The following is a 24,563-nucleotide window of genomic DNA, read 5'->3' as shown; positions in this document are numbered from 1 at the left end:
GAGGGGCGGCCTTCTCTGCGTTTCGGAGCCGGGAGCCGTTCCTCCATCCGGAAGGAACGCCCATGCCCGACCGTGCCGAGCACGTCCCCGTCACCGAACTCGTCCAGCGGCTGCTCCGGGACGACTCCCCGCCCTTCGCGCTGCTCCGCAGGCGGACACCCGGCCGGGACCACGACACCGTCGAGGTCCTGATCGGCGGGGTGCACGAGGTGGACCGGCTCGCCGAGATCCCGGTGGGCGAGCGGCCCTCGCTGGCCCTGGTGCCCTTCCGGCAGATCGCCGAGCGCGGTTTCGACGTGCGCGACGACGGCACCCCGCTGGCCGTGCTGATCGCCGACGAGGCGTACGAGCTGCCGCTGGCCGACGTCCTGGCCGGGCTGCCCGCCCATGACGTACGGGTGGAGGGCGGTGCCTTCGACGTCCCGGACGAGGAGTACGCGGACATCGTCCGGCGGGTCGTCGAGGACGAGATCGGCCGGGGCGAGGGCGCGAACTTCGTGATCCGGCGGACCTTCGGGGGCGAGGTCCCCGGGTTCGGCAGGGCCGACGCGCTGGCGCTGTTCCGGCGGCTCCTGGCCGGTGAGCGGGGCGCGTACTGGACGTTCGTCGTGCACACGGGCGGCGGGAGCGGCGGAACCCGCGCATCGGGGCGGCGGGGGACGGGCGGTCGGACGCTGGTGGGGGCGAGTCCCGAGGTGCATGTGCGGATGTCCGGCGGGACGGTCGTGATGAATCCCATCAGCGGGACGTACCGCTACCCGGCCGGCGGGCCGACCGCCGAGGGCCTGCTGGCCTTCCTCGGCGACCGGAAGGAGACCGAGGAGCTCTCCATGGTGGTCGACGAGGAGCTCAAGATGATGTGCACCGTCGGCGACATGGGCGGCGTGGTGGTCGGCCCCCGGCTCAAGGAGATGGCCCACCTCGCCCACACCGAGTACGAGCTGCGCGGGCGTTCCTCGCTGGACGTGCGCGAGGTGCTGAAGGAGACCATGTTCGCGGCGACGGTCACCGGCTCCCCCGTGCAGAACGCCTGCCGGGTGATCGAGCGGTACGAGCCCGGGGGCCGCGGCTACTACGCGGGGGCGCTGGCCCTGCTGCGACGGGAGCCGGGCGGTACGCAGACACTGGACTCTCCGATCCTGATCCGGACGGCCGACATCTCGGCCACCGGGCGGCTGCGCGTGCCGGTCGGAGCGACGCTGGTGCGCCACTCCGACCCGGCGGGCGAGGTCGCCGAGACCCATGCGAAGGCGGCCGGGGTGCTGGCGGCGCTGGGCGTCCGGCCGGCCAGGCCCGAGGCGGAGGCGAACCGTCCGCCGCTGGCGTCCGATCCGCGGGTGCAGGCGGCCCTGGACGACCGGCGCGGCGGCCTCGCCCCGTTCTGGCTGCGGATGCAGGAGCGCACGCGGGAGCTGACCGGCCATGCGCTGGTGGTGGACGGCGAGGACACCTTCACCGCGATGCTGGCCCATCTGCTGCGCTCCTCGGGCCTCACGGTGTCGGTGCGCAGGTACGACGATCCAGGGCTGCGAGGCGCTGTGCGGGAGCACGCGGGCCCCGTCGTGCTGGGTCCGGGACCGGGTGATCCGGGGGATGCCTCCGATCCGAGGATGCGGCTGATGCGCGGGCTGACCGCCGGCCTGGTGCGGGACCACCGGCACGGTCTGCTGGGTGTCTGCCTGGGCCATGAGCTGATCGCGGCGGAGCTGGGCCTGGAGATCGTGCGGAAGACCGTGCCGTACCAGGGTGCGCAGACCCGGATCGAGCTGTTCGGCCGCCCGGAGACCGTGGGCTTCTACAACAGCTTCACCGCGCGGTGCGATGAGGCGGCGGCGACCGAGCTGGGTGCCCACGGCATCGAGGTGAGCCGGGACGCGCTCTCGGGGGAGCTGCACGCGCTGCGGGGGCGGGGCTTCGCGTCGGTGCAGTTCCACCCGGAGTCGGTACTGACGCTGCGGGGCTCCACGATCGTCACCGAGCTGCTGGCGGCGCTGCCGGTGCCCGGCTGAGGAACGTCCCCGTCGGGCCCCGGAGCGCCGGGGTCCTACGGGGCGGCGGGGGGCGCCGGGACGAGGATGTTCTCGCTGGGGCGGCCCGCGAGGTAGTCGGCGACGTTCCGGACCGTCGCTTCGATGATCTGGCCCACGGCGTCGCTCGTGTAGTACGCCTGGTGCGAGGTCACGATGACGTTCGGGAAGGTGACGAGCCTCGCCAGGGTGTCGTCGTCGATGCCCTCCAGGGACTTGTCCACGTAGAAGAGCCCCGCCTCCGCCTCGTACACGTCGAGTCCGACACCGGTGAAACGGCCGGCCCGCAGCTCGGCGACGAGTGCGGTGGAGTCGATCAGGCCGCCGCGGCTGGAGTTGACCAGGATCGCGTCGTCCTTCATCACGGACAGGGCGTCCTTGCCGATGATGTGCTGGGTGGCGGGCATCAGCGGCACGTGGAGACTGATCAGGTCGGCCTCGGCGAAGAGCCGTTCCTTCTCGACGTACGTCATGCCGAGCGCGGTGCAGGCCGGGTTCTCGGCGATGTCCCAGCCCAGCAGGTTCATCCCGAAACCGTGGGCGATGCGGGTGAACGCCTCGCCGATCTTGCCGGTGCCGACCACCCCGACCGTGCGGCCGTGCATGTCCCGGCCGAGCAGCCCGTCGAGCCGGAAGTCGAAGTCCCGGGTGCGGCTCACCGCGCGGACGATGCGGCGGTTGACGGCCATGGCCAGTGTCCAGGCGAATTCGGCGACCGAATGGGGTGAGTAGTACGAGACCCGGGAGACCTGCAGGGCGAGCCGCCCGGCGACCTCGAGGTCGATGTTGTTGAAGCCCGTGGAGCGCTGGGCGATCATCTGCGTGCCGCCCTCCGCGAGGGTCCGCAGGACCGAGCTGCCGAGGTCGGCGTTGACGCTGGTGGAGATGATCTCGTAGCCGGCCGCGATCGGGGCGGTGTCCTCGGTGAGGAAGACGTCCAGGCAGCGCACGTCGTGCTGCCCGGCGAAGGCTTTCTCGATCAGCGGCTTCTCGTCCGACTGCACACCGAATGCCAGGATTTCCACAAAGTCTCCAGGGATGGAGGTACGGGCCCTGCGAATATACGGCCCGCACCCCCGGATCGCCGCCGCTCGAAGAAGCCCCGGCCTCAGCGTACGGGCCGGGTCGGGGCGTGAGGCGCGCCGACGCCGTGCGGCCGGAAGCCGGTGGCGAGCCGCCGGCCGGACGCGCCGGGAGCGGCCGAGGACGTGGTCAGACGTCGTCGAGGCCGGCCTCGATCGCGTACCGCACGAGTTCCACCCGGTTGTGCAGCTGGAGCTTGCCCAGGGTGTTCTGGACGTGGTTCTGCACCGTCCGGTGCGAGATGACCAGGCGCTCGGCGATCTGCTTGTACGAGAGCCCCTTGGCGACCAGCCGCAGCACCTCCGTCTCGCGGTCGGTGAGCTGCGGGGCCTTCGGCTCGTTCGAGGCGGCCGGGGCGGGGTCGGAGGCGAGCCTGCGGTACTCGCCGAGGACCAGCCCGGCGAGGCCGGGGGTGAAGACCGGGTCGCCGGCCGCGGTGGCACGCACGGCGTCGGTCAGCTCCTGGGTGCTGGCCGACTTGAGCAGATAGCCGGTGGCGCCGGACTTCACGGCCTCCAGCACGTCGGCGTGCTCGCCGCTGGCGGAGAGCACCAGGACGCGCAGCCCCGGGCGGGAGCCGACGAGCTCCTTGCAGACCTGGACGCCGGGCATCCCCGGCAGGTTGAGATCGAGCACGAGGACGTCGGGGCCGGCGGCCCCGGCCCTGCGCACGGCCTGCGGGCCGTCCCCGGCGGTCGCGACGACGTCGAAGCCGGACTCGGCCAGATCGCGGGCCACCGCGTCGCGCCACATCGGGTGGTCGTCGACGACCATCACCTTGATGGGCCGCGCCTCGGACGCCTCGGTGTTCGGTGTGTTCATCTGACCGGTCCTGCCTTCCCCCGTGAAACCTTCGGAATCCTCAATTCGACCTCGGTGCCCTGGCCGGGTACCGAGATCAGCTCTGCCGTGCCGCCCAGGTCGCGCAGCCGCCCGCGGATCGACAGGGCGACGCCGAGCCGCCCCTCCCCTTCCGCCTGGTCGAGCCGGCCCTCCGGAATGCCGGGGCCGTCGTCCCGCACCGTGACGATCACCTCGTCCGGCTCGTCCTCGACCAGGATCCAGGCCTGCGCGTCCGCTCCGGCGTGGACCCTCACATTGTCCAGCGCCGCGCTCACCGCGGCGGCGAGCTCACGCGCCGCCCCGGGGGCGAGCAGCACCGGGGCGCCCGGCTCGGCGAAACTGACCCGGGAGCCCGCGTGCGGGGCGAGGAGGGTGCGCAGGTCGCATCCGGACGCCCCGGTCCCCTCCTCGTCGGAGTCCACCTCCACGGTGCGGACCACGGCGCCCTCGGCGCTGTCCTCGGAGACCCGGGTGGTGGGCACCAGTCCGCTGGAGACCAGGGTGCGCAGGGCGACCTCCTGCTCCCCCGCCATCCGGCCCAGCTCGGCGGCCTCGCCGCCCAGTGCGGTGCCACGGCGCTGCACCATGGCGAGGACCTGCAGGACGCTGTCGTGGATGTCGCGGGCGAGCCGCTCGCGCTCGCGGGTGGCGGCCTCGATCTCCAGGGCGCGGGCCAGGGTGCGCTCACTGGCGCGGGCCACCTCGACGACGTACCCGATGGCGATGGACGCGACCCAGACCAGCAGGACGTTGTGGACGGTGTCCCTGCTGGGCTCGCCGCGCTCGACGATGTTGGCCGCGGCGACGAGCGTGGAGGCGAAGGCCGCCCAGCGCCAGCCGCCCTTGAGCGCGAAGGCGAGGACCGAGCCGGCGGTCCAGATCGACGGAAGCGTCGAGCCGTCGACGTGCCGGGCGCTGAAGTCGGCGAGGGGGGTCAGCAGGATCCCGGCCAGGGCGACGGCGAGGTCGATGCCGAGGAAGCGCTTGGTGCAGCTCGCGGCGTTGGCCACCCTGGGAAGCGTGACCAGCGTCCACAGGGCCAGGACCGCGAGGAAGGCCATGGCCACCCAGGGCCGGTCGTACGGTGTGTCGCGGAGGCCCGCGAGCAGCACCGCGTAGATCAGGGTCAGTACGCGATACGCGGTCAGCGCCCGCCACAGCGGCTGCTCGACCGACATCCGTACGACCCGCTCACGCCTGGTCATGTCCCCTCCCCCGTATCCCCTGCCGCCCGGGCGGTGCACGACGCGGTCACGCGCCGGACCGCTCCGTGCCCTTCTTCTTCTTCGCCTCTTCCGCGAGCTGCCTCTTGGCCGCGGTCGCGTAGATGTCCACGTATTCCTGGCCGGACAGCTTCATGATCTCGTACATCACCTCGTCGGTCACCGAGCGCAGGATGAAGCGGTCGCCCTCCATGCCCTGGTAGCGGGTGAAGTCGAGCGGCTTGCCTATCCGGATACCGGGCCGCATCAGCTTGGGCATCACCTGGCCGGGCGGCTGGATCTTCTCCGTGTCGATCATCGCGACGGGGATGACCGGTGCGCCGGTGGCGAGGGCCACCCGGGCGAGGCCGCCGGGCTTGCCCCGGTAGAGCCGGCCGTCGGGCGACCGGGTGCCCTCCGGGTAGATGCCGAAGAGCCCACCGCTCTCGATGACCTGGATGCCCGCCCTTATCGCGGCCTCGCCGGCTCCGCGGCCGCCGGAGCGGTCCACCGGGAGCTGGCCGACCCCCTTGAAGAAGGCGGCGGTGAGCCTGCCCTTGACTCCGGGGGAGGTGAAGTACTCGGCCTTGGCGATGAAGGTCACCTTGCGGTCGAGGACGGCCGGCAGGAAGAAGGAGTCGGAGAACGACAGATGGTTGCTCGCGAGGATCGCCGGCCCCTGCTCGGGGATGTTCTCCAGGCCTTCCACCCACGGCCGGAAGGCGAGTTTCAGAGACCCGCCGATGGAGAACTTCATTGCGCCGTAGATCACTCGGGTGCCTCCTGTGTGCTGTCGGTCAGACCTTAGCCTGTGGGGCCCGCGGCCCCTTCCGCCCGGCACGGGGCCCTGTCCGCCGCGGGCCGACGCCGCTCGGGCGGTGACGGCCCTGGTCGGTGTCGGCCCGGTCGCGTACGGTGAGGTAATCCTTTTGCACTCCCCCCGCACGCCCCGTCCCGCTCATGAACAGGAGACCCCGGTGCCGGTCCTCCCTGGAGCCGAGCCGTTCCGCCACGAGGGCGGAGAGGTCGGCGTCCTCCTCTGTCATGGTTTCACCGGTTCCCCGCAGTCGATGCGTCCCTGGGCCGACTATCTGGCGGAGCGCGGGCTGACCGTGTCCCTCCCGCTGCTGCCCGGACACGGCACACGCTGGGAGGACATGGCGGTCACGGGCTGGCAGGACTGGTACGCCGAGGTGGACCGGGAGCTGCGGGTGCTGCGGGACCGGTGCGAGCAGGTCTTCGTCTTCGGCCTCTCCATGGGCGGCGCGCTGTCGCTGCGCCTCGCCGCGAAGCACGGGGACACGGTCACGGGCCTGGTGCTGGTGAACCCGGGGAACAAGGTGCACGGCCTGGCGGCGTACGCCCTGCCGGTCGCCCGGCATCTGGTGCGGACGACGAAGGGGCTGACGAACGACATCGCGCGGGAGGGCTCCGAGGAGATCGGCTACGACCGGGTGCCGCTGCACGCCGCGCACTCGGTGCGGAAGTTCTTCCGGCTGGTCGACGCCGACCTGCCTCAGGTCACCCAGCCGATCGTGCTGCTGCACAGCCCGCAGGACCATGTCGTGCCGCCGGCCGACTCCGCGCGGATCCTCAGCCGGGTCTCGTCCACGGACGTCGAGGAGATCCTGCTGGAACAGAGCTACCACGTGGCGACGTTGGACCATGACGCGGAGCGGATCTTCGATGAGAGTTACCGGTTCATCGGCCGCCTCGCACCCGGCGTCGGCAAGAAGGGGAGCACGTCCGGTGGCTGAGCACGACGCGGAGCGCGCGGGCAGTGACGAGGAGCGCGAACCGCGCCCCACGGAGGGGACGGCCGTCCCCGACGGTACGGAGGGGAGCGGGCAGCTCGACGAGGCCGCGGCCTGGGAGGCGATCGTCGCCGGATACGGCGAGGAGCCGCCGGACCCGCCGGGCGCGAAGCCGTTCAAGTCGGTCGAGGACCTCGCCCTGCTGGAGGACGACCAGCTCAACACCCTGCCGGGTACGGACCCGGACGCGGGCGACGACGCGGACAAGGGCACGGACAAGAAGGTGCCCGGCGGGCCGCCGGAGAAGCCGCTGGGCAGTTCGGTCGTCTTCGCCCCGGGGGTCGCCGGTCCGCGCGACTACGAGGTGGCGGAGCCCGTCGACGGCGATGCCGACGATCCGGACGACGGCGAGGAGGGGCACTTCGTCCCGCCCGAGCCGCCGCCGCTGCCGGAGGCCGATGTCACGGCGAAGTTCGCCTGGCTCGCGGTCGTCGGCGGCCCGGTGCTGATGCTGATCGCGGTGCTGCTGCAGTGGGAGATGACGTGGTGGCTCACCACGCTCTGCATCGGCGGCTTCCTGGGCGGCTTCGCCACCCTGGTGGCGCGCATGCCCCACGACGACGAGGACGACCCCGGCCCGGGCTCCGGCGCGGTCGTCTGACCGTGCCGCCGGGGCCCGGCGCCGCGGTCGACGGACTCAGCCCCCGGCGGGCACCCTGAGGGCGGCCAGTACGGGCAGGTGGTCCGTGGCCGCCCTCAGGTCCGCGTCGGTGATGCCGGGCAGCCCCACGGGCACACCGCAGCCGAGCACCTCGATCCCACCGGTCGCGAACACCGCGTCGATGCGCTTGCCCGGAGCGTGGGGCGGGAAGGTGTGCTCACCGCCCCACGGCCGTACGGACCAGCAGTCCTGGAGCCGCCCGGCCAGCTGCCGGAAGGCCTGCCCCGGCGGCACCTCGTTGAGGTCGCCCGCGACGACGGCGTGCGGGACGCCCATCGCCTCGACGCGGTCCAGCAGGAGCCCGGTCTGCACCAGCCGCTCCTCGCGCCGCAGGCTCAGATGGCAGCTCACCACGCCGAGCCGGGCCCCGGCGATCCGTACCACCGCCGTGGCCAGCCCTCGCCGGTGCAGCCCGGGGGTGAGTGGCAGCAGGACGTCCTCGGTGCGTTCCACGGTGGCGCGCAGGGAGCAGAGCAGCAGCGGCCCTGCCGCGGTGGCGCCGCCGCCCAGGATCACCAGGTCGGTCATGGCGGCGAGCCGGGCGGCGGCCTTGCGCCAGCGGAAGAAGCGCGGGGCCTCCTGGACGCACACCAGGTCGGGTGCGCAGGCGCGGATGACACGGGCCAGTGCCTCGGTGTCGTCGCGCAGCGAGCGGACGTTGTAGCTGAGCACCCGGATGACGGCCGAACCGTCCGGCTCGGTGCGGGAGTCGGGCAGCGGCATCGGCGTGGTGACCATGCGATGCACGATACGACGGACGCCCGCCGCTCCCCGGAGGGCGCGACGGGCGTCGGAGTGCTGCGTGGTGCCTAGCCCTGGCGGGCCAGGTCGGCGGCACCCACCAGGCCTGCCTTGCCGCCCAGTTGGGCTGCCAGGACCTGCGCGTGCGGGCGCCACTCGCCGCCGATCAGCCAGCGCCGGAACGACTTGCGGATCGGGTCGAGGACCAGTTCGCCCTCGTCCGAGACGCCGCCGCCGACGATGAACGCCGACGGGTCGAAGAGCGAGGCGAGGTCGGCGAGTCCGGCGCCGGCCCAGCGGGCCAGCTCGCGGAACGAGTCGACGGCCACCGGGCAGCCCTGACGGGCGGCCTGGCTGATGTGCTTGCCCTCGATGCCGTCCACCGTGCCGTCGCCGAGCGACAGCAGTATCCCGGCGTTCTCCGGGGTGGCGTTGGCGCGCTGCTTCGCGTACCGGACGAGCGCGCGCCCGGAGGCGTACTGCTCCCAGCAGCCCTGGCTGCCGCAGCCGCAGAGCAGCCCGTCCGGAACCACCCGGACGTGACCGAACTCCGCCGCCACGCCGAAGCGTCCACGGCGCAGCTTGTTGCCGATGATGATGCCGCCGCCCAGGCCGGTACCGAGCGTGATGCAGATGACGTCTTCGTGCCCCTGGCCGGCACCGAAGCGGTATTCGCCCCAGGCCGCCGCGTTGGCGTCGTTCTCGACGACGACCGGCAGGCCCGTGCGCTGTTCGACCTTGTCCTTCAGCGGCTCGTGCCGCCAGTTGATGTTCGGGGCGAACAGGACGGTGGCGCGCTTGTCGTCGACATATCCGGCCGCGCCGATACCGACGGCTTCGACGTCGTGGCCTTCGCTCGCTCCGGCCACGGCCGAGCTGATCGCGTCGACGATCCCTTCGGCGGTCGGCGGGGTCGATACCTTGAACGTCGAGAGGATCCGGCCCTCTTCGTCGACCACTCCAGCCGCGATCTTCGTGCCGCCGATATCGACGCCGATGGTGAGTCCCATGAATCCCTCAGTTTCGGTCGAGCCCCGCTACGGCCAACCGTACCCGAGCCGGGGACGGGTATTTCCGGCCCCGGGTCAGTCCAGGTCAATGTGTTCGCTGCCGCCGGGGCCCTCGTCACGCGGGTCGGAGGGGTCGTCGGCGGCCTTCTTCGCCGGACCGGACGTGCCCGGGGCTTCCTCCGCGGTGCCTCCGGCGCCCTCGGTGCCGCGGGTCCAGCGGCTCTCCTGGCCCTCCACGGCGGAGCGGTAGGCGGCCAGGAGTTCGTTGCCCGCTGCGGCGAGATGGTCGAAGAGGTCCGGATTGCGCTCGATGACGGGCTCGACCGCGGACCTGGCCTGCCGGATGACCTGCTGGACGGTGCCCTGGGCCGCCATGCCGAGCAGCGGCGACCGGTACGAGGAGACCTTGTCGGCCACCGCGTCGAGCAGCTTGCGCAGCTCCTCGGCGGTGGATCCGGGCCGCGGTCCGTGCTGGGCACGGCGGCGGGCCCTCTCCGCCTCCAGGTCCTCGGCGCAGGCCTCCGCCCACGCGTCGTCGTCGGCGGGACGATCGGTGGCTTCACTCATGGCGGACTCCTGCGACGCGGTTGCCTGGGGTGGCCGTGCGGGCCACCTCCTACCGACGTTACCCGAACGGTGATATGGCGTTCACGGTGTCCGGGGCCAGAGCGCCGGGTCCGGTGTGAACCGGACACGCAGAACGCCGTCGGTCAGCGCCGCCCCGGACACGGTGCAGCGGCGCAGTGCGGACTCCAGGCGGATGACCCGGTGGAACGGGCCCGCGGTGAGGAGCAGTTCGTCACCCCGGCGGACGAGCCGGAGGTCCTCCTTGAGGACGCCGGGCAGCGGCAGGCACCACAGGAGGACACCGGCGCTCCCGTCGCGGGCGTCCTCCGTCCACCAGGGGTCGTCGGCGCGGCCCGGTGTCCGGTCGTCCGGTGCGGGTACCGCGTCGAGGAGGGCGAGGTCGTCGAGGGTGCGCGGGTCGCGCCCGAGGTGGGCGGCCTCGCTCAGGGGTGTACCGGTCTCCCGCCGGCTCACCAGCCACTTCTCCTGGCGGGCGGCGAGATCGGCGAACCAGGGGTCGCACGAGTGCCGGGGCAGGACGCGGTTGGCCACGAGACCGTCGACGCGCAGCCCGTGCAGGGCCAGCCCGGTGCGGGCGGTGCGCAGGGCGTCCTCGGCGGCGGGTCCCGGTTCGGCGACCAGCCGTACGGTCGTGGCCCTGTCCCCGATCAGGGCCTCGACGGCGGCCAGCTCGGCGTCCTTGCGGGCGGCGGCCTCGTACAGCCACTGCGCCGGCATGGGGACACCGGCGAGCTGCGCGAGCATCGGGCGCAGCGCGCGGGCGGCCTGGCGTTCCCGGGGCAGGAGGCGGCGCAGGTAGCGGCGCAGCTGCCCGGGCAGGGCGAGCAGGGCGAGGGCGTCGGGCAGCGGGGGGAGGTCGACGACGAGCACGTCGTAGCCGTCCTCGGACCAGTCGCCCTCGGCCGCCCGGCGCAGGGCGTGCAGGAGGGCGAGCTCCGCGCTGCCGGGCAGCTCGGTGAGCTCCTCGCCGTCCAGCCGGCGGGCGCCGAGCAGGTCGAGCACTCCGGAGGCCCGGTCCTGGAGTGCGACGAATTCGCCGCGGAAGTGCTCGGCGGAGTCGACGCGGGCGTGATGGAGGCCGTCCGCGACCTCGGTGGCCGTGGTGGTGCCGTCCGGGAAGCCGGGTACGGCGTCGGTGGTGACCAGGAGCGTGCGGCGGCCGCCTCGGGCCGCTGCCAGCGCCGTCGCCGCGGCGACGGTGGTACGGCCTGCGCCGCCGGGGCCGGTGACGAGGACCGTACGCATGTGATCAGGCCTTCGGAACGGATTCGACGCGCTTCTTCAGCCCGGCGAGGGCGCGGTCGATGATGACCTTCTCCGCCTTGCGCTTGATCATGCCGAGGAGCGGGATCTTGACGTCGACGGCGAGCCGGTAGGTGACCTCGGTGCGGTCGCCGTCGCCCAGCGGGGCCAGCGCGTAACTGCCGTCGAGGGCGCGCAGCATCTGGGACTTGACGAGGGTCCAGCCGACCTCGTACTCGCTGTTCCAGGTGTAGGCGAGGACGTGGTCGTCCTTGATCGCTCCGGCGTCCAGCACCAGCCGGACCTGCTCGGCGCGGCCCCGGTCGTCGGTGGCCAGGATCTCGGCCTCCTTCACCTCGCCGGTCCATTCGGGATAGCGGGCGAAGTCGGCGATCACTCCCATGACGTCGGCCGGTGCCGCCTCGATCGTGATGCTCGAGCTGGTGTGTTCAGCCATCGCCGTGGCCCTCCAGTGCGGTGATACCGGTCGCGTTCGGCAGAGGCCTGCCGTGTGCAGGCTATCGCGTGCCCGCCCCCGCCCCGTCCACGCCCCGGCCGGTGGCCGCCGCCCGCGCCGTCACCACTCCAGGGCCCAGGGCCGTCCGGTCGAGGCGAAGTGGCCGACGTTGACGCACTCGGTGACGCCGATCCGCATCCGGCGGGCCAACGGCTGGTGGACATGGCCGAAAATCGCATACCGGGGGCGGGTGCGGTGGATGGCGTCCAGGAGCGCACGGCTGCCGCGTTCGAAGCGGCGGGCCACCGTGTCGTACGCCAGCTCGGGCACCTCGGGCGGGATGTGCGAGCACAGGACGTCCACCGGGCCGAGCGCCTCGACCTTGGCGGCGTACTCCTCGTCGTCGATCTCGTACGGGGTGTTCATCGGGGTCCTCAGGCCGCCGCCGACGAATCCGAACACCCGGCCGCCGATCTCGACGCGTTCGCCGTCGAGCACGGTGGTGCCGGGCCCGGCGTACTCCGGCCAGAGTCCGGGCACGTCGACGTTGCCGTAGGTGGCGTAGGTCGGCGTGGGCAGGACGGCGAACATCTCGGCGTACTGCCTGCGCACGGCCTGGAGGATCACGGCGTCGCGGTCCCGGCCCGCCCACAGCCGGCGGCCGAGGTCCCTCGCCTCCTCGAAGCGCCGCGCGGTGCGCAGCGCGACGATGCGGTCGGCGTTCTCCACGCCGAACAGGTCGGGGAAGATGCCGCGCGAGTGGTCGGCGTAGTCGAGGAAGAGGACGAGGTCGCCCAGACAGATCAGCGCGTCCGCGCCGTCCCCGGCCCGTGCCAGCGCCTCCGTGTTGCCGTGCACGTCGCTGACCACGTGCACGCGCGTCCTGCGGGCCGGTGTGCCCCCGCCGATCGGTCCGCCGCCCCGTACGCCTCGCATGGGGATCACCCTAGGTGCCACGCCCCGCGCCGGGTAGTGCCCGCCGGACCTGCGATTACTTCCGGCGCGTGAGGTGAGTGGACTAATGTGCGCGGGAGGACCACTTATATGTGTGATGCATAAGACATCTGGCCGGAAACCCCTATCCGGAACCCCGTACCGGTGGGTAACGTCCGGCCAGTCCAGTCGTGCTCACCCCACTGAGCACCTGCCAGTCTTGGACCGCATCCGGCACGTCGCACAGAGCCGTGGAACCGGAGCCCGATGAGGAGCAGCAGTCTTGCGCGAGTTCAGCCTTCCGGCCCTGTACGAGGTCCCTACGGACGGCAACCTGACGGATCTCATCCGCCGCAACGCCGCTCAGCATCCCGACGTCGCGGTCATGAGCCGCAAGGTGGACGGAGCCTGGACGGACGTCACGGCCACCCAGTTCCTCGCTGAGGTCTCCGAGGCCGCGCGTGGCCTGATCGCGGCGGGTGTGGAGCCCGGCGACCGGGTCGCGCTCATGTCCCGCACCCGCTTCGAGTGGGTGCTGCTGGACTTCGCCGTCTGGAGCGCGGGTGCGGTCACCGTGCCGGTCTACGAGACCAGCTCCGCCGAGCAGGTCCAGTGGATACTCGGCGACTCGGGCGCGGTCGCGGTCATCGTCGAGAGTGCGGCCCACGCCGAGTCCGTCGCCTCCTTGCGCGACCGGCTCCCCGACCTGCGGCACGTGTGGCAGATCGACGGGGGCGCGGTCGCCGAGCTCGCCGCGACGGGTGCCGGTGTCTCCGACGAGACCCTGGACCTGCGCATGGTGAGCGCCAAGGCCGATGACCCGGCCACCATCGTCTACACCTCGGGCACCACCGGTCGCCCCAAGGGCTGTGTGCTGACGCACCGCAGCTTCTTCGCCGAGTGCGGCAACGTGGTGGAGCGGCTGAAGCCCCTCTTCCGTACCGGCGAGTGCTCCGTCCTGCTCTTCCTGCCCGCCGCGCACGTCTTCGGGCGGCTGGTCGAGGTCGCCTCGGTGATGGCCCCGATCCGGCTCGGCTGCGTCCCGGACATCAAGAACCTCACGGACGAGCTGGCCTCCTTCCGGCCGACGCTGATCCTCGGTGTGCCGCGGGTCTTCGAGAAGGTCTACAACTCGGCGCGCGCCAAGGCCCAGGCCGACGGCAAGGGCAAGATCTTCGACCGCGCCGCCGGCACGGCGATCGCCTACAGCCGTGCGCTGGGCACGCCGCAGGGCCCGTCGCTCGGCCTGCGGATCAAGCACAAGATCTTCGACAGGCTGGTGTTCGGCAAGCTGCGGGCCGTGCTCGGCGGCCGCGGCGAGTACGCGATCTCCGGCGGGGCGCCCCTGGGGGAACGGCTCGGCCACTTCTTCCGCGGTATCGGCTTCACGGTGCTGGAGGGCTACGGCCTCACGGAGACCTGCGCGGCCACGGCCTTCAACCCGTGGGACCGGCAGAAGATCGGTACGGTCGGCCAGCCGCTGCCCGGTTCGGTCGTGCGGATCGCCGACGACGGCGAGGTGCTGCTCCACGGCGAGCACCTGTTCGCCGAGTACTGGAAGAACGAGGCCGCGACCGCCGAGGCGCTGGCCGACGGCTGGTTCCACACGGGCGACATCGGCACGCTCGACGAGGACGGCTATCTGGCGATCACCGGCCGCAAGAAGGAGATCATCGTCACGGCGGGCGGGAAGAACGTCGCCCCCGCCGTGATCGAGGACCGGATCCGCGCGCACGCCCTGGTCGCCGAGTGCATGGTGGTCGGCGACGGACGGCCGTTCGTCGGCGCCCTGGTCACCCTCGACGAGGAGTTCCTCTCACGCTGGGCCGAGGAGAACGGCAAGCCGGCCGGCTCGACGGCGGTGTCGCTGCGCGAGGACGCCGATCTGCTGGCCGAGGTGCAGCGGGCGGTCGACGACGGCAACGCGGCGGTCTCCAAGGCGGAGTCGGTACGCAAGTTCCGCATCCTGTCCGCGCAGTTCACCGAGGAGGCGGGTCACATCACGCCGTCCCTGAAGCTGAAGCGCAATGTCGTGGCGAAGGACTTCGCGGACGAGGTCGAGTCGATCTACCGCGGCTGAACGCGCACGCCTGAGGACCCGCACCACGGTGCGGGTCCTCAGGCGTGCGCGGGGCTTCGTCGTGCGCGCCGAGCGGCGTACGCCCTCAGAGCAGCGTCCGGAGCTCCTCGGCGAGCTGATCCCAGCGCCACTTCTCCTCGACCCAGGCCCTGCCCCGCTCCCCCATCCGCCGGCGCAGCTCGGGGTCGCCGAGCAGGGTGAGGATCCGGTCGGCGGACTCCTCGGCGGAGCCGCCCCGCACGACCCATCCGGTCTCGCCGTCGAGCACGGCGTCGGGAGCGCCGCCCGAGTCGCCCGCCACCACCGGCAGTCCGGTCGCGGAGGCCTCCAGGTACACGATCCCCAGGCCTTCGACGTCGAGTCCGCCGCGCCGGGTACGGCAGGGCATGGCGAAGACGTCCCCGGCCCCGTAGTGCGCGGGCAGTTCCTCCCACGGCACCGGTCCGGTGAAGCGCACGGAGTCCTGGACGCCCGTCTCGGCGGCCAGCTTCCTCAGCTGCCCGGCGTACGGTCCGCCGCCGACGATCAGCAGGACGGCCTCCGGCTCGCGGGCCAGGATCGCGGGCATGGCGAGGATGAGGGTGTCCTGGCCCTTGCGCGGGACGAGCCGGGACACGCACACGACGACGGGCCGGTCCGCGAGCCCGAGCCGGGCCCTGATCCGGTCCCCGCCGGAGGCCGGGTGGAAGGTCTTCTCGTCGACCCCGGGGGGCAGCTGGACCATGCGGCCCGCGGCGTCGGGGGTGAGCGCGGCGGCGATCCTGGAGCGGGTGTACTCGCCGAGGTACGTGATCGTGTCCGTGCCCTCGCCGATGCGGCGCAGCAGCTGCCGGGAAGCGGGCAGCTGGGCCCAGCCCGCCTCGTGCCCGTGCGTGGTGGCGACGATCCGGCGGGCTCCCGCCCTGCGCAGCGCGGGGGCCATCAGCCCCAGGGGGGCCGCCGCGCCGAACCAGACGGAGGAGCAGCCGTGGGCGCGCAGCAGCCGGGCCGCCTGCCGGGTCACCCGTGGGGTGGGCAGCAGCATCGTCGTACGGTCGCGTACGACGGTGAAGGGCTGTTCGGCGTCGAAGGCGGCGGTGGCCTCGGCACCCTCGGCGCCCCGCTTCCAGGTGGAGGCGTAGACGACGAGCTGTCCGGGGTCCAGGCGCAGCGCCATGTTGTGCAGAAAGGCCTGGATGCCGCCGGGGCGGGGCGGGAAGTCGTTCGTCACGATCAGGGTCTTGTCCATCGCCGCCGACAGTACCGGGCGTCCGCGCGGCCCTGTCCGACGGCTCCCGCACAGCCCGGGGCGGCATCATGAGGCTCATGCGTCTGTCCCTCGCGACCTGGACCCTCACCCGAGCGGCGCTGCTGCTCTGCGTCTTCAAGGTGTTCACCGTGCCGGGCCCGGACGTCACGAGCGATGTGTCGGTGATCTACCACGGCTGGTACGAGGTGTTCCTCGCCAGCTCGTACCCGCTGGACGACGTCACCTGGCAGTATCCGCCCGCCGCCGCGCTGGCCGTGCTGTCCCCGGCCCTGCTGCCCTTCCTGGAGTACGCGTCCGCCTTCTTCGTCCTCGTACTGCTCTGTGACGCGCTGGTGCTCGGGCTGCTGCTGTACGCGGCAGGGCGGCCCCGCACGCGTGCCGCGGGCGCCTGGGTGTGGGTGGTGGGTGTACCGCTGCTCGGTCCGACCGTGTACGCCCGGTACGACCTGATGGTGACGGCCGTCGCGGTGGCGGCGCTGCTGGCCGGGGTGCGCCACCCGCGGGTGCTGGGCGCGCTGGCCGCGTTCGGCGCGCTGCTGAAGGTGTGGCCGGTGCTGCTGCTGGTGGGCACCGCGCGGGGGCGGGCGACCCGGCGCGCCTGGCCGGCCGCGGCGGTGACGGCCGGTGGACTCGCCCTGGTGGCGGCACTGGCCCTGCCGGGCGCGTTCGCGTTCCTGACGTTCCAGCGGGACCGGGGCCTGGAGATCGAGTCGCTGGGGGCGCTGGTCATCCATGTCGCGCGGCGCTACGGCTGGGAGGGCGGGGTGGAACTGCGCTACGGCTCGATGGAGTTCACCGGCCCGCACGTCGCCCTGGTGAGCACGCTGGCACTGTGGCTGAGCGTGCTCGCCCTCGCCTGGCTGCTGGTGTGGCGGCTGCGGGCCCGGAGGTTCGTGGTGCACACCCCGGCGGACGCGGCGTTCACCGCGGTGCTGCTGTTCACCACGACCAGCCGGGTCATCAGCCCCCAGTACCTGGTGTGGCTGGTCGGTCTCGCCGCGGTGTGCCTGGTCTTCCGCGGCAGCCGGATGGCGCTGCCCGCGTGCCTGGTCCTGGTGGCCACCGGCGTCACCCTGCTGGAGTTCCCGCTGGGTTTCGCGCACGTGGTGGCCAGTGACGGGCGGGGCGTGGCGCTGCTGGCCGTACGCAACGGGCTGCTGGTCGCCGCGACGCTGACCGCCGGGTGGCGGCTGTGGGGCGGGACCGTCCCCGGTGCGCGGGGCGGGCGGGCGGAGGCGGCGCGGGTCAGCCGAGCCGGTCGCGCAGATACTCCCGCCAGCGCGCCGTGAAGTCCTGCGGTGTCGTGCCGAGCACCCTCTGCAGGGCGTGCTCCACCGCCCCGTCCCGCCCGGAACGGGCCCCGACGGCCTTGTAGAAGGCGATCAGCTCCTCCTCGCCCCAGTCCCGCACGATCAGCTCGCAGGCCAGCCAGCCGCCCTCGTACGCCCTCGCGAGCGTGTCCGCGTCCCCGCCGAAACCGAAGTCCTCGTCCACCGGCAGCCGCGCGGGCAGGTCACCGCGCCGTACCGCCTCCGCCAGCCCGGGGGCGAGCTCCTGGGCGGTGCGGCTCTCCTGGCGGTAGGCGGTCCGGTCGGCGAAGCCCTCGGAGAGCCAGACGGGCGTGGCGGCGGAGGTGTGGGACCGGGTCGCCACGTGGGTGGTCTCGTGGGTGAGGACGACCCGCTGCCCGAACTCGCCGAGCATTCCGTACGCCTGCGGGTTGACGATCACCCGGTCCGCGGGCCGCCGGCCGCTGCCGCCCACCTCGCCCGTCGTGACGGCCGCTATGCCCCGGTAGCTCGTCACGGGTGAGCCGAGGAGATCCGCCATGTCCTCCACCGACCCGGGTACGAGCACCACGACCCGCCCCGCCCACGGCTCCGGCCAGGCGCCGGAGACGGCGGGCACGGCCCGGTCCGCGGCGCCGGCGATCCGGCGCAGCTCCTGCGCCGGGCGGCCGACCCCCAGGACGAGGCTGTGCGTGCCCCGTACGACTTCGACGTCGCCCTGTTGCCAGAGCAGCCCCGGAGTGTCCTTGCCGGCCCGGTCGGCGGCGATGTACCAGGGGCCGTCGGCGCCGCGGCGCACCAGCTCCACGGTGCGGGACGAGGACATGGGGGCGTGGTCGTAGCCCTTGAACCGGTAGCGGAGCTCGACCTCGGCGCTGACCCGGCCGTTGCCCGTCCCGGAGACGCCGTTCACCTTGTACGCCCAGGACTCCAGGGGCACGTCGGCCAGATTGCGCAGCTCGGTGCGCTGGGCCTCCCGGAAGGCCTCGGCCCGCGGGTCGAGCGCGGCCAGGTAGGCGCCGGTGTCGTGCTCCATGACGGCGGCGGCGCGCCGGTCCAGGGTGGCGCCGATCTCCTCGGCCGTGATGCCGTCCGCGGTGTCCCGGGGCGCGGCGCAGGCGGACGCGAGCAGCAGTCCGGCGAGCACGGCGCCCGCCGTGCTCCGTCTGCGGGTACGCCCCCGCCGCGCGTCCTGCGTCCGAACAGCCATCCAGCCGATCGTACGGTCGGACGCGGGTGACCGGGAGGCGGGCATCATGCCGACGCGGTCGCAGCGCACCGGGGTACCCGGGCGGGGGCCTGGACGACCTGCCCGTTCCCCATGCCTGGGCCGCGCGGCGGACGACACGGCGACGCCCCGCCGGTGACCTGTGGGTCTCCGGCGGGGCGGGTGTCAGCGAGGGGTGCGGGAACCGGCCCGTCCGGGCGTCAGATCCGCACGCCGAACTGGAAGGTGCCCATGTAGTCCATCGACTCGTAACGGACCACGGTGCCCGGCTTGGGGGCGTGCAGGATCTGGTTGTTGCCCGCGTACAGGCCCACGTGCGACGTGTTGTTGAAGAACACCAGGTCGCCCGGCTTGAGGGCGCCGCGGCCGATCCGCGTGCCGTCGTTGATCTGGGTGTACGTGGTGCGCGTGATCTGGGCGCCGGCCTGGGCGTACGCCCACTGGGTCAGACCCGAGCAGTCGAACGAGTTGGGGCCGGTGCCGCCGGAGACGTACGGCTTGCCCTGCTGCGTGGAGGCGGCCTGGAGGGCTGCTGCGCCGAGGGCCGAGGCGGGGACCTCGTTGCCGAGCTGGACCCGCTCACCCGCGGCGCGGCTGGCGCGCTGCTCGTCCGCGTCCATCTTGGCCCGCTCGGCGGCGGTGAGGGTGTTGAGCAGCTTCTGGGCGTCGGCGAGCTTGCCCTGCTGCTTCTTCTTGTTCTCGTCGAGCGTCTTGCGGACGTCGGCGAGGTCGCCCATCTTCGCCTGGGCTTCCTTGCGCTGCTGCGCCAGGGCACGCTGCTTCGCTTGGATCTTCTGCAGCGACTCGGCCTGCTTGGCCGTCAGCTGGTCGAGGGCGGAGGCCTGGTCGAGGAAGTCGTCCGGGTCCGAGGAGAGCAGCAGCTGGACGGACGGGTCGAGACCACCGGAGCGGTACTGCGCGGTGGCGAGCGAACCGAGCTCGCCGCGCAGGGTGTTGAGCTCGTCCTGGCCGCGGGCGACCTTGTCCTGCAGAGCGTCGACCTGCTTCTTGAGCTTGCCCTGCGCCTCCTCGGCGCCGTTGGCCTTCTCGGTGGCGACCTCAGCCTCGTGGTAGAGCTTGTCGACCTTCGCCTTGACCTCGCTCTTGGTCGGCTTGGGGTCGGCGTGGGCGGCCTGAGAAGTCAGGGCCACGGCCGCAGCGGCGGTCGCGGTGAGCACGGTCACGCGGGTGCGGCTCGGCTGCTTGGGACGACGGTGGGACGCCACGAAGGCGAGCTCCTTCTTCCTCGAGCCGCCTACCGGGCTGTGGGGGACTGATCCCCGGCTCCGTACACGTCACGGATTCGGCGGTTCCTTCGCCGTCACCCCGGGTGGGCGATCATCCGTGCGAAGGTTCGAGGCCTGACCCTAGTGACCATCTTGTGATCAGTTCAAATCCTCGCAAGAAAAATCTCGTCACATCTGGCACTTCTTTACTTTCATCGCACGGCGTGTAGCGACCAGTTGACGGTACGTTCCGCAAATTCCGGCAAGTCACCCATGTCACACATGAGGCACTAGACGCGTGAAAGCCGCTTCAGGAGCAAGGCGGACGCGACCGGTCTGGCTCCCGCCTTCGCCACTCCGTCGGCCACCTCACGGTCGGTGGAGACCACCACGACGGGTCTGCCCGGCGGTTCGGCACGGGCCAGTTGCCTGATCAGCTCGTCGGCGGTCACCCCCGCCTTGCTGAACAGCACACGAACCCCCCGCGGCGGCGCGAGCAGCACCGGGGCGGCCAGCTCGGCGCCGTCGAAGACACAGGTCATCTCGGCGCCGGTCTGGGCGGCGAGGACCGAGAGCCCGCCCAGGAGCCGCAACCGCTGCTTCTCCAGCGGCATCTGCGGATAGCCGGTCTTCGTGACGTTGTAGCCGTCGACGATGAGATGCGCCTGCGGCAGCGCGAGGAGCTGGTCGAGCAGGGCCGGATCGGTCTCCGAAAGGGCTCTGGCCGCGATGTCCTTCGGCGACATCCGGCCCGGCTCCACCGCGTCGACGCCATCCGCCGGGCGGATCGACGAGGGCGGCAGGGCCAGTTCGCGGCGGAGCCCCTGCGCGGCGTCCAGCACGGTGTCCAGGAGCAGCCTCAGCCGCATGTCCTCGACCGAACGCCCCTCCCTGGCAGCCCTGCGGCCCGCCTCGACGGCGGTCTCCGCCTCGGCGAGGCGCGCCTTGAGCCGCCGGGACTCGCTCTCGGCCGCGGAGACCTGGGCCGCGGCCTCCACACGCACCACGTCCCTCTCGGCGCCGCTCCTGCGCAGGGCCGCCTCGCCGCGCTTCACCTCGCTGAGGGCGCTGCGCAGCTTGCGCTGCAGGGACTCGGCCTCCTTGCGGGACGCGTCCAGCTCCGCGCGGAGCCGTTCGGTCTCGGCCCTGATCTGGCCGCGCGCGGCGGCCAGCTCCTCGCGGAGCCGCTCCACCTCGAGCCGGGTCTCCTCGTCGGCCCGCTCGGCGTCGGCCCGCTGGACCTCCTCGCCGGCGGCGGCCACCAGCTTGACCCAGCCGGCCGGCCGCAGCACGTAGGCGGCGGCGGCCACGTCGACGGGATCGGCCGCGGCCGGCGGCGCACCGGACTCCAGCGCGCCGGCCAACTCCGGCTGGGTCTGACCGATCCGCTCCCCGATGCGCCGGCGGAACTCCGGGTCGCCCTCCAGCGCGGCAGCCATCGCGTTACCCGCGAACTTGGCCCGCCTGCTCGGGGTGAACCGGGCGTACTGCCGGAGCTGCGTGGGGAGTTCGCCGACGGTCAGGCCACCGAAGGCGTCCGAGACGAGCGCCACGACCTTGCGGCGCACGCCCTCGGGCAGGGGACGGTCGAGCGACTCCGCGGCACCGCCGGCCGCGTCGGCCGGCCGGGCGCCGCCTGTCGGCTGCTCCACCATCCATCACCCCAATGTGTCTGTCCGCGCGGCCCCGTCAGGAGTCGGCACCCGGCCTGTCGACCAGCTCGATCTGATCCACCGCGTTGCACCAACGGCAGCGGACCGACTCGATGGTCTCACTGACCACCTCGCGCTCCTCGACACTCGGCTTCCCGGCCAGGTCGAGATGTACGTACTCCACGACCTTGGAGGAGCGCGTCACATCGAACCGGGTGAGGTTGCCGCAGAGCGTGCAGCGCCAGCGGGTCCCGTCCGTCGGCAGGGGAACCGTCGTCATCGTTGCGTCCTCTTTCGTCGTTCGTCGAGTCCCGTGGGTGCCCAGGTCTTCGATCTCGCGGTGCGCCGTCGAACTGCGGATGTCCTCAGGTAACCCTACGGCCTGGCGCATACCCATCGACACGGCGAGGCGGTCCGTCCCTCTGCCTCCCGGTACGTCATGCTCTGTGCGTGATCGATTGGCGGGAGGCCGGCCGGCGGATCCGGGCCAGGGAACCGGGGGCGGTGACCGCGCCGGTCACCTACGGGCTCATCGCGCTGTGCTGCGCCGTCTTCCTGCTCAGCCCGCTCTCCGGCCTCGCCCCGGTCCGCGGCTCCGCCGACGCCCTGCTCGCGGCGCAGGCCGGCTACTTCGAGCGGTGGGGCGTGATCCCCAGCGAACTCCTGGACGGCTCCGCCCACGCGGCCCTCACCCCGCTCACGGCGCTCTTCGTGCACGGCAGCTGGCTGCACCTGCTGGGCAACATGCTCTTCCTGTACGTGTTCGGCTCGATGGCCGAGGAGCGCATGGGCCGCGCCGAGTTCGCCTTCTTCTACGTCTGCTGCGGCTACTTCGCCCTGGTGGTCTACGCGGTCGTGCACCCCGATTCCGACCAGACCCTGGTCGGCGCGTCGGGGGCGATCTCGGCGGTGCTCGGCGCGTTCCTCCACCTCTTCCCCCGGTCCCGGGTCACCAGCCTCTTCCCGTTCCTCTTCTTCCTGCCGCTGCGCTTCCCCGCATGGATCGTGCTCGTGTTCTGGTTCGTCCTGCAGTGGCTGGCGGCGCGGAGCGCGGGCAGCGGTCCGGGCGTGGCGTATCTCGCCCATGTGGCGGGCTTCGCCGCGGGGTTCCTCTACTCCTGGGGGCGCTTCCGGGGTGGGGTTAGGGTGAAGGCTCCAGCCAGGGCCACCGAGGGAGAAAGCAAGCCGTGATCACCGCGATCGTGCTCATCAAAACCAGCGTGGACCGGATTCCCGAGATCGCCGAGGCCATTGCCGCGCTGGACAGCGTCAGCGAAGTCTTCTCGGTCACCGGCACGTACGACCTGATCGCCATGGTCCGGGTGGCCAGGCACGACGATCTGGCCGACGTCATCCCCGGCCGCATCAGCAAGATCCCGGGCGTCGAGGGCACCGACACCCACGTCGCCTTCCGTACGTACTCGCAGCACGACCTCGAGGCGGCCTTCGCCATCGGTCTCGACGCCTAGCAATGCTTCGGGCCGGGGACGCGGCACCCCTCGTCCCCGGCCGAAGCCGTACGCGGTCCCGTCAGACCTGTGCCGCGCCCCGGTCCGGGACGCAGCGTCCGTCCTCCGTGCGGTAGGTCCACCGCGCGCCCGCGCCCACCAGCTCCCGGACCGCGCCCAGGAACCGCTCGATGTGCTCGTCCGGCGTACCGGCTCCGAAGCTCACCCGGATGGCGTTGAGCGACCCCTCCCCCGGCTCGGCCTCGGGCGCACCGCACTCGCCCGGGTCCTGCGGCTCGCTGCCCAGCAGCGTCCGGACGAGCGGGTGGGCGCAGAACAGTCCGTCGCGCACCCCGATGCCGTACTCCGCGGAGAGTGCCGCGGCGAAGTGCGAGCTGCTCCAGCCCTCGACGACGAACGAGATGACGCCGACCCGCGGGGCGTCGTCGCCGAACAGCGAGAGCACCTTGACCTCGGGAACCTCCGCCAGTCCCTCGCGGACCCGGGAGACGAGCCGCTGCTCGCGGGCGACCAGCCGGTCGAACCCGGCCTCGGTCAGGGCCCTGCAGGCGGCGGCGATGGAGTGGACGCCGATGACGTTGGGCGATCCCGCCTCGTGCCGGGCCGCCGTGGTGTGCCACTCCACGTCCACGCCGCCGTCGGTGCGCCGGGCGACCTTGCGCGAGGCGCCGCCGCCGGCGAGGTACGGCTCCGCGTCCCGCAGCCAGTCGGCGCGGCCCGCGAGGACGCCCGAGCCGAACGGCGCGTACAGCTTGTGCCCGGAGAAGGCGACCCAGTCGACGTCCAGCTCCGCGATGTCCACCGGGTGGTGGGGCGCCAGCTGCGCCGCGTCCAGCACGATCCGCGCACCGTGGGCATGGGCGGCGGCGGCCAGTTTCCCGACCGGCCACAGCTCACCGGTGACGTTGGACGCGCCGGTCACGCAGACGAGCGCCGGCCCGTGGGGCTCCCGCCCGGCCAGCGCCCGCTCCAGCGTCGCGACGGCCTCGGCCGGGGTACGCGGGGCGTCGAGGTACGTCACCCGGGCATCGCGCCAGGGCAGCAGCGAGGCGTGGTGCTCGGTCTCGAAGACGAAGACCTGGCAGTCGGCGGGCAGTGTGGCGGCGAGCAGGTTGAGGGAGTCCGTCGTCGAACGGGTGAAGACCACCTGGTCCTCGGGGCGGCAGCCGAGGAAGTCCGCGACCGTCGTGCGGCTGCTCTCGAAGAGGTCGGTGGAGAGCTGCGAGAGGTACCCGGCGCCGCGGTGCACGCTGCCGTAGTACGGGGCGTAGGCGGCCACGTCGTCCCACACCCGCCGCAGAGCCGGGGAACTCGCCGCGTAGTCGAGGGCGGCATAGGTGACGTCACCACCCGTCACCAGCGGAACAGTGACATCGGCACCCAGGACCGGCAACGGCGCACAAAAGGACTGGTCGAGGGCAGCGGTGGAGACGGACATGGCGAACTCCCGTAACAGGCAGGCGAAATCCTCGCGCCGGCGATACGCGGCAGCACGGGGAAGAAGGAAAAGACACAGGTGCGGAGAAGGGCGTGGAGCCCTAGCGCATTCGCTTGCTCACAAGAGGCTCCCTAGGGACCAGGACCCCGGGGGTTGGCATACACAGATGCCGAGGGGCCCGCGCTTGCCGCAGACCTCACTGCCTGCGGCCCGGTCTTCACCCGGGGCACCCCGCCACGGACGGAGGGTTGCCGGACAGCGGGCCGGGGCCGTAGTCGCTGTCACTCATGACCTGCGCAGCATCTTGCCATACCCGTCCGTACGCGCAAGG

At 72.5% G+C, this 24,563-nt stretch carries 23 protein-coding genes and 1 riboswitch; of the genes, 7 read left to right on the top strand and 16 right to left on the bottom strand.

Translation table 11 applies throughout. From position 1 onward, the window contains the following. Positions 1 to 62: 62 nt before the first annotated feature. Positions 63 to 2,009: an anthranilate synthase family protein gene (locus AB0F38_RS04080; RefSeq protein WP_361886198.1), complete on the top strand. Its 1,947-nt coding sequence runs from the start codon at positions 63 to 65 to the stop codon at positions 2,007 to 2,009. Positions 2,010 to 2,044: 35 nt separating this feature from the next. Here the strand turns inward: AB0F38_RS04080 and AB0F38_RS04075 are convergent, their stop codons facing one another. The 4 genes from AB0F38_RS04075 to AB0F38_RS04060 all read right to left on the bottom strand — a co-directional run bounded on the left by AB0F38_RS04075 (position 2,045) and on the right by AB0F38_RS04060 (position 5,927). Next, on the bottom strand, positions 2,045 to 3,052 hold the full coding sequence (locus tag AB0F38_RS04075) for a 2-hydroxyacid dehydrogenase (RefSeq protein ID WP_361886195.1): 1,008 nt from the start codon (positions 3,050 to 3,052) through the stop codon (positions 2,045 to 2,047). A gap of 187 nt (positions 3,053 to 3,239) precedes the next feature. Next, the gene (locus tag AB0F38_RS04070; protein ID WP_361886192.1) at positions 3,240 to 3,932 is read right to left on the bottom strand and encodes a response regulator transcription factor; all 693 of its coding nucleotides are present in this window, start codon (positions 3,930 to 3,932) and stop codon (positions 3,240 to 3,242) included. Then, on the bottom strand, positions 3,929 to 5,158 hold the full coding sequence (locus AB0F38_RS04065) for a DUF5931 domain-containing protein (RefSeq protein ID WP_361886189.1): 1,230 nt from the start codon (positions 5,156 to 5,158) through the stop codon (positions 3,929 to 3,931). Before AB0F38_RS04065 ends, AB0F38_RS04070 begins: the two co-directional genes overlap by 4 nt. Positions 5,159 to 5,204: 46 nt before the next feature. Continuing rightward, complete coding sequence (locus AB0F38_RS04060) at positions 5,205 to 5,927, bottom strand: lysophospholipid acyltransferase family protein (protein ID WP_361886186.1); 723 nt, start codon at positions 5,925 to 5,927, stop codon at positions 5,205 to 5,207. 205 nt (positions 5,928 to 6,132) lie between these two features. Here AB0F38_RS04060 and AB0F38_RS04055 point away from each other — a divergent pair, with 205 nt between their 5' ends. Both AB0F38_RS04055 and AB0F38_RS04050 read left to right on the top strand, forming a co-directional pair. Then, on the top strand, positions 6,133 to 6,912 hold the full coding sequence (locus tag AB0F38_RS04055) for an alpha/beta fold hydrolase (protein WP_361886183.1): 780 nt from the start codon (positions 6,133 to 6,135) through the stop codon (positions 6,910 to 6,912). After that, entirely contained in the window at positions 6,905 to 7,570 is a 666-nt protein-coding gene (locus AB0F38_RS04050) for a hypothetical protein (protein ID WP_361886181.1), read from the top strand. The genes AB0F38_RS04055 and AB0F38_RS04050 overlap by 8 nt, the downstream gene beginning before the upstream one ends. Before the next feature lie 36 nt (positions 7,571 to 7,606). Here the strand turns inward: AB0F38_RS04050 and AB0F38_RS04045 are convergent, their stop codons facing one another. The 6 genes from AB0F38_RS04045 to AB0F38_RS04020 all read right to left on the bottom strand — a co-directional run bounded on the left by AB0F38_RS04045 (position 7,607) and on the right by AB0F38_RS04020 (position 12,604). Next, the gene (locus AB0F38_RS04045; protein WP_361886178.1) at positions 7,607 to 8,368 is read right to left on the bottom strand and encodes an endonuclease/exonuclease/phosphatase family protein; all 762 of its coding nucleotides are present in this window, start codon (positions 8,366 to 8,368) and stop codon (positions 7,607 to 7,609) included. A gap of 71 nt (positions 8,369 to 8,439) precedes the next feature. After that, the gene (locus AB0F38_RS04040) at positions 8,440 to 9,381 is read right to left on the bottom strand and encodes an ROK family glucokinase (RefSeq protein WP_361886175.1); all 942 of its coding nucleotides are present in this window, start codon (positions 9,379 to 9,381) and stop codon (positions 8,440 to 8,442) included. Between the two features lie 75 nt (positions 9,382 to 9,456). Further along, positions 9,457 to 9,948 (bottom strand): DUF5304 domain-containing protein, encoded by a 492-nt coding sequence (locus AB0F38_RS04035; RefSeq protein ID WP_361886173.1) that lies wholly within the window; start codon positions 9,946 to 9,948, stop codon positions 9,457 to 9,459. Between the two features lie 81 nt (positions 9,949 to 10,029). Then, positions 10,030 to 11,214, bottom strand: coding sequence for an ArsA-related P-loop ATPase (locus AB0F38_RS04030; protein WP_361886170.1), 1,185 nt, complete (start codon positions 11,212 to 11,214; stop codon positions 10,030 to 10,032). 4 nt (positions 11,215 to 11,218) lie between these two features. Beyond that, positions 11,219 to 11,668, bottom strand: coding sequence for an SRPBCC family protein (locus AB0F38_RS04025; protein WP_361886167.1), 450 nt, complete (start codon positions 11,666 to 11,668; stop codon positions 11,219 to 11,221). A 120-nt stretch (positions 11,669 to 11,788) separates the two neighbouring features. Further along, positions 11,789 to 12,604 (bottom strand): metallophosphoesterase, encoded by an 816-nt coding sequence (locus AB0F38_RS04020; RefSeq protein ID WP_361886164.1) that lies wholly within the window; start codon positions 12,602 to 12,604, stop codon positions 11,789 to 11,791. A 280-nt stretch (positions 12,605 to 12,884) separates the two neighbouring features. On the opposite strand from AB0F38_RS04020, the gene AB0F38_RS04015 reads away from it, so the two are divergent. Next, positions 12,885 to 14,681 carry an AMP-dependent synthetase/ligase gene (locus AB0F38_RS04015; protein ID WP_361886161.1) on the top strand — a complete coding sequence of 599 codons (1,797 nt, stop codon included), beginning with the start codon at positions 12,885 to 12,887 and terminating at the stop codon, positions 14,679 to 14,681. A gap of 85 nt (positions 14,682 to 14,766) precedes the next feature. On the opposite strand, the gene AB0F38_RS04010 is transcribed toward AB0F38_RS04015, so the two are convergent. Continuing rightward, positions 14,767 to 15,909, bottom strand: coding sequence for a glycosyltransferase family 4 protein (locus tag AB0F38_RS04010; RefSeq protein ID WP_361886159.1), 1,143 nt, complete (start codon positions 15,907 to 15,909; stop codon positions 14,767 to 14,769). 77 nt (positions 15,910 to 15,986) lie between these two features. Here AB0F38_RS04010 and AB0F38_RS04005 point away from each other — a divergent pair, with 77 nt between their 5' ends. Then, entirely contained in the window at positions 15,987 to 17,219 is a 1,233-nt protein-coding gene (locus tag AB0F38_RS04005) for a glycosyltransferase family 87 protein (RefSeq protein ID WP_361886156.1), read from the top strand. Here AB0F38_RS04005 and AB0F38_RS04000 read toward each other — a convergent pair. From AB0F38_RS04000 to AB0F38_RS03985, 4 genes are all read right to left on the bottom strand, one after another. Next, the gene (locus tag AB0F38_RS04000; RefSeq protein WP_361886152.1) at positions 17,176 to 18,429 is read right to left on the bottom strand and encodes a hypothetical protein; all 1,254 of its coding nucleotides are present in this window, start codon (positions 18,427 to 18,429) and stop codon (positions 17,176 to 17,178) included. The two genes, AB0F38_RS04005 and AB0F38_RS04000, sit on opposite strands and share 44 nt — an antisense overlap. Positions 18,430 to 18,647: 218 nt before the next feature. Then, positions 18,648 to 19,673, bottom strand: a complete 1,026-nt coding sequence (locus tag AB0F38_RS03995) for an NlpC/P60 family protein (RefSeq protein ID WP_361886149.1) — start codon at positions 19,671 to 19,673, stop codon at positions 18,648 to 18,650. 290 nt (positions 19,674 to 19,963) lie between these two features. Further along, complete coding sequence (locus AB0F38_RS03990) at positions 19,964 to 21,325, bottom strand: NYN domain-containing protein (RefSeq protein WP_361886146.1); 1,362 nt, start codon at positions 21,323 to 21,325, stop codon at positions 19,964 to 19,966. A 37-nt stretch (positions 21,326 to 21,362) separates the two neighbouring features. Continuing rightward, the gene (locus AB0F38_RS03985) at positions 21,363 to 21,605 is read right to left on the bottom strand and encodes a hypothetical protein (RefSeq protein WP_361886144.1); all 243 of its coding nucleotides are present in this window, start codon (positions 21,603 to 21,605) and stop codon (positions 21,363 to 21,365) included. A gap of 170 nt (positions 21,606 to 21,775) precedes the next feature. Here AB0F38_RS03985 and AB0F38_RS03980 point away from each other — a divergent pair, with 170 nt between their 5' ends. Continuing rightward, complete coding sequence (locus AB0F38_RS03980; protein ID WP_361886141.1) at positions 21,776 to 22,516, top strand: rhomboid family intramembrane serine protease; 741 nt, start codon at positions 21,776 to 21,778, stop codon at positions 22,514 to 22,516. Further along, positions 22,513 to 22,794: an Lrp/AsnC ligand binding domain-containing protein gene (locus AB0F38_RS03975; protein WP_003969641.1), complete on the top strand. Its 282-nt coding sequence runs from the start codon at positions 22,513 to 22,515 to the stop codon at positions 22,792 to 22,794. The genes AB0F38_RS03980 and AB0F38_RS03975 overlap by 4 nt, the downstream gene beginning before the upstream one ends. 61 nt (positions 22,795 to 22,855) lie before the next feature. Here AB0F38_RS03975 and AB0F38_RS03970 read toward each other — a convergent pair whose 3' ends face one another. Then, entirely contained in the window at positions 22,856 to 24,232 is a 1,377-nt protein-coding gene (locus AB0F38_RS03970; protein WP_361886138.1) for an aminotransferase class V-fold PLP-dependent enzyme, read from the bottom strand. A 175-nt stretch (positions 24,233 to 24,407) separates the two neighbouring features. Further along, positions 24,408 to 24,525: riboswitch (SAM riboswitch) on the bottom strand. Positions 24,526 to 24,563 lie beyond the last annotated feature (38 nt).

Origin of the sequence: Streptomyces sp. NPDC025273, from assembly GCF_040638585.1 — a bacterium.
In the GTDB taxonomy this organism is placed as follows: Bacteria; Actinomycetota; Actinomycetes; order Streptomycetales; family Streptomycetaceae; genus Streptomyces; species Streptomyces cinereorectus.
The sequence above is the reverse complement of the archived record's forward strand: the minus strand, read 5'-3'. Positions and strand labels throughout refer to the sequence as shown.

Coding starts and splice junctions, on each gene's coding strand:
- AB0F38_RS04035 (WP_361886173.1), bottom strand. CDS start 9,948: ATGAGTGAAGCCACCGATCGTCCCGCCGACGACGACGCGTGGGCGGAG.
- AB0F38_RS04045 (WP_361886178.1), bottom strand. CDS start 8,368: ATGGTCACCACGCCGATGCCGCTGCCCGACTCCCGCACCGAGCCGGAC.
- AB0F38_RS04065 (WP_361886189.1), bottom strand. CDS start 5,158: ATGACCAGGCGTGAGCGGGTCGTACGGATGTCGGTCGAGCAGCCGCTG.
- AB0F38_RS03985 (WP_361886144.1), bottom strand. CDS start 21,605: ATGACGACGGTTCCCCTGCCGACGGACGGGACCCGCTGGCGCTGCACG.
- AB0F38_RS04080 (WP_361886198.1), top strand. CDS start 63: ATGCCCGACCGTGCCGAGCACGTCCCCGTCACCGAACTCGTCCAGCGG.
- AB0F38_RS04000 (WP_361886152.1), bottom strand. CDS start 18,429: ATGGCTGTTCGGACGCAGGACGCGCGGCGGGGGCGTACCCGCAGACGG.
- AB0F38_RS04010 (WP_361886159.1), bottom strand. CDS start 15,909: ATGGACAAGACCCTGATCGTGACGAACGACTTCCCGCCCCGCCCCGGC.
- AB0F38_RS04025 (WP_361886167.1), bottom strand. CDS start 11,668: ATGGCTGAACACACCAGCTCGAGCATCACGATCGAGGCGGCACCGGCC.
- AB0F38_RS04005 (WP_361886156.1), top strand. CDS start 15,987: ATGCGTCTGTCCCTCGCGACCTGGACCCTCACCCGAGCGGCGCTGCTG.
- AB0F38_RS04020 (WP_361886164.1), bottom strand. CDS start 12,604: ATGCGAGGCGTACGGGGCGGCGGACCGATCGGCGGGGGCACACCGGCC.
- AB0F38_RS04070 (WP_361886192.1), bottom strand. CDS start 3,932: ATGAACACACCGAACACCGAGGCGTCCGAGGCGCGGCCCATCAAGGTG.
- AB0F38_RS04040 (WP_361886175.1), bottom strand. CDS start 9,381: ATGGGACTCACCATCGGCGTCGATATCGGCGGCACGAAGATCGCGGCT.
- AB0F38_RS03970 (WP_361886138.1), bottom strand. CDS start 24,232: ATGTCCGTCTCCACCGCTGCCCTCGACCAGTCCTTTTGTGCGCCGTTG.
- AB0F38_RS04030 (WP_361886170.1), bottom strand. CDS start 11,214: ATGCGTACGGTCCTCGTCACCGGCCCCGGCGGCGCAGGCCGTACCACC.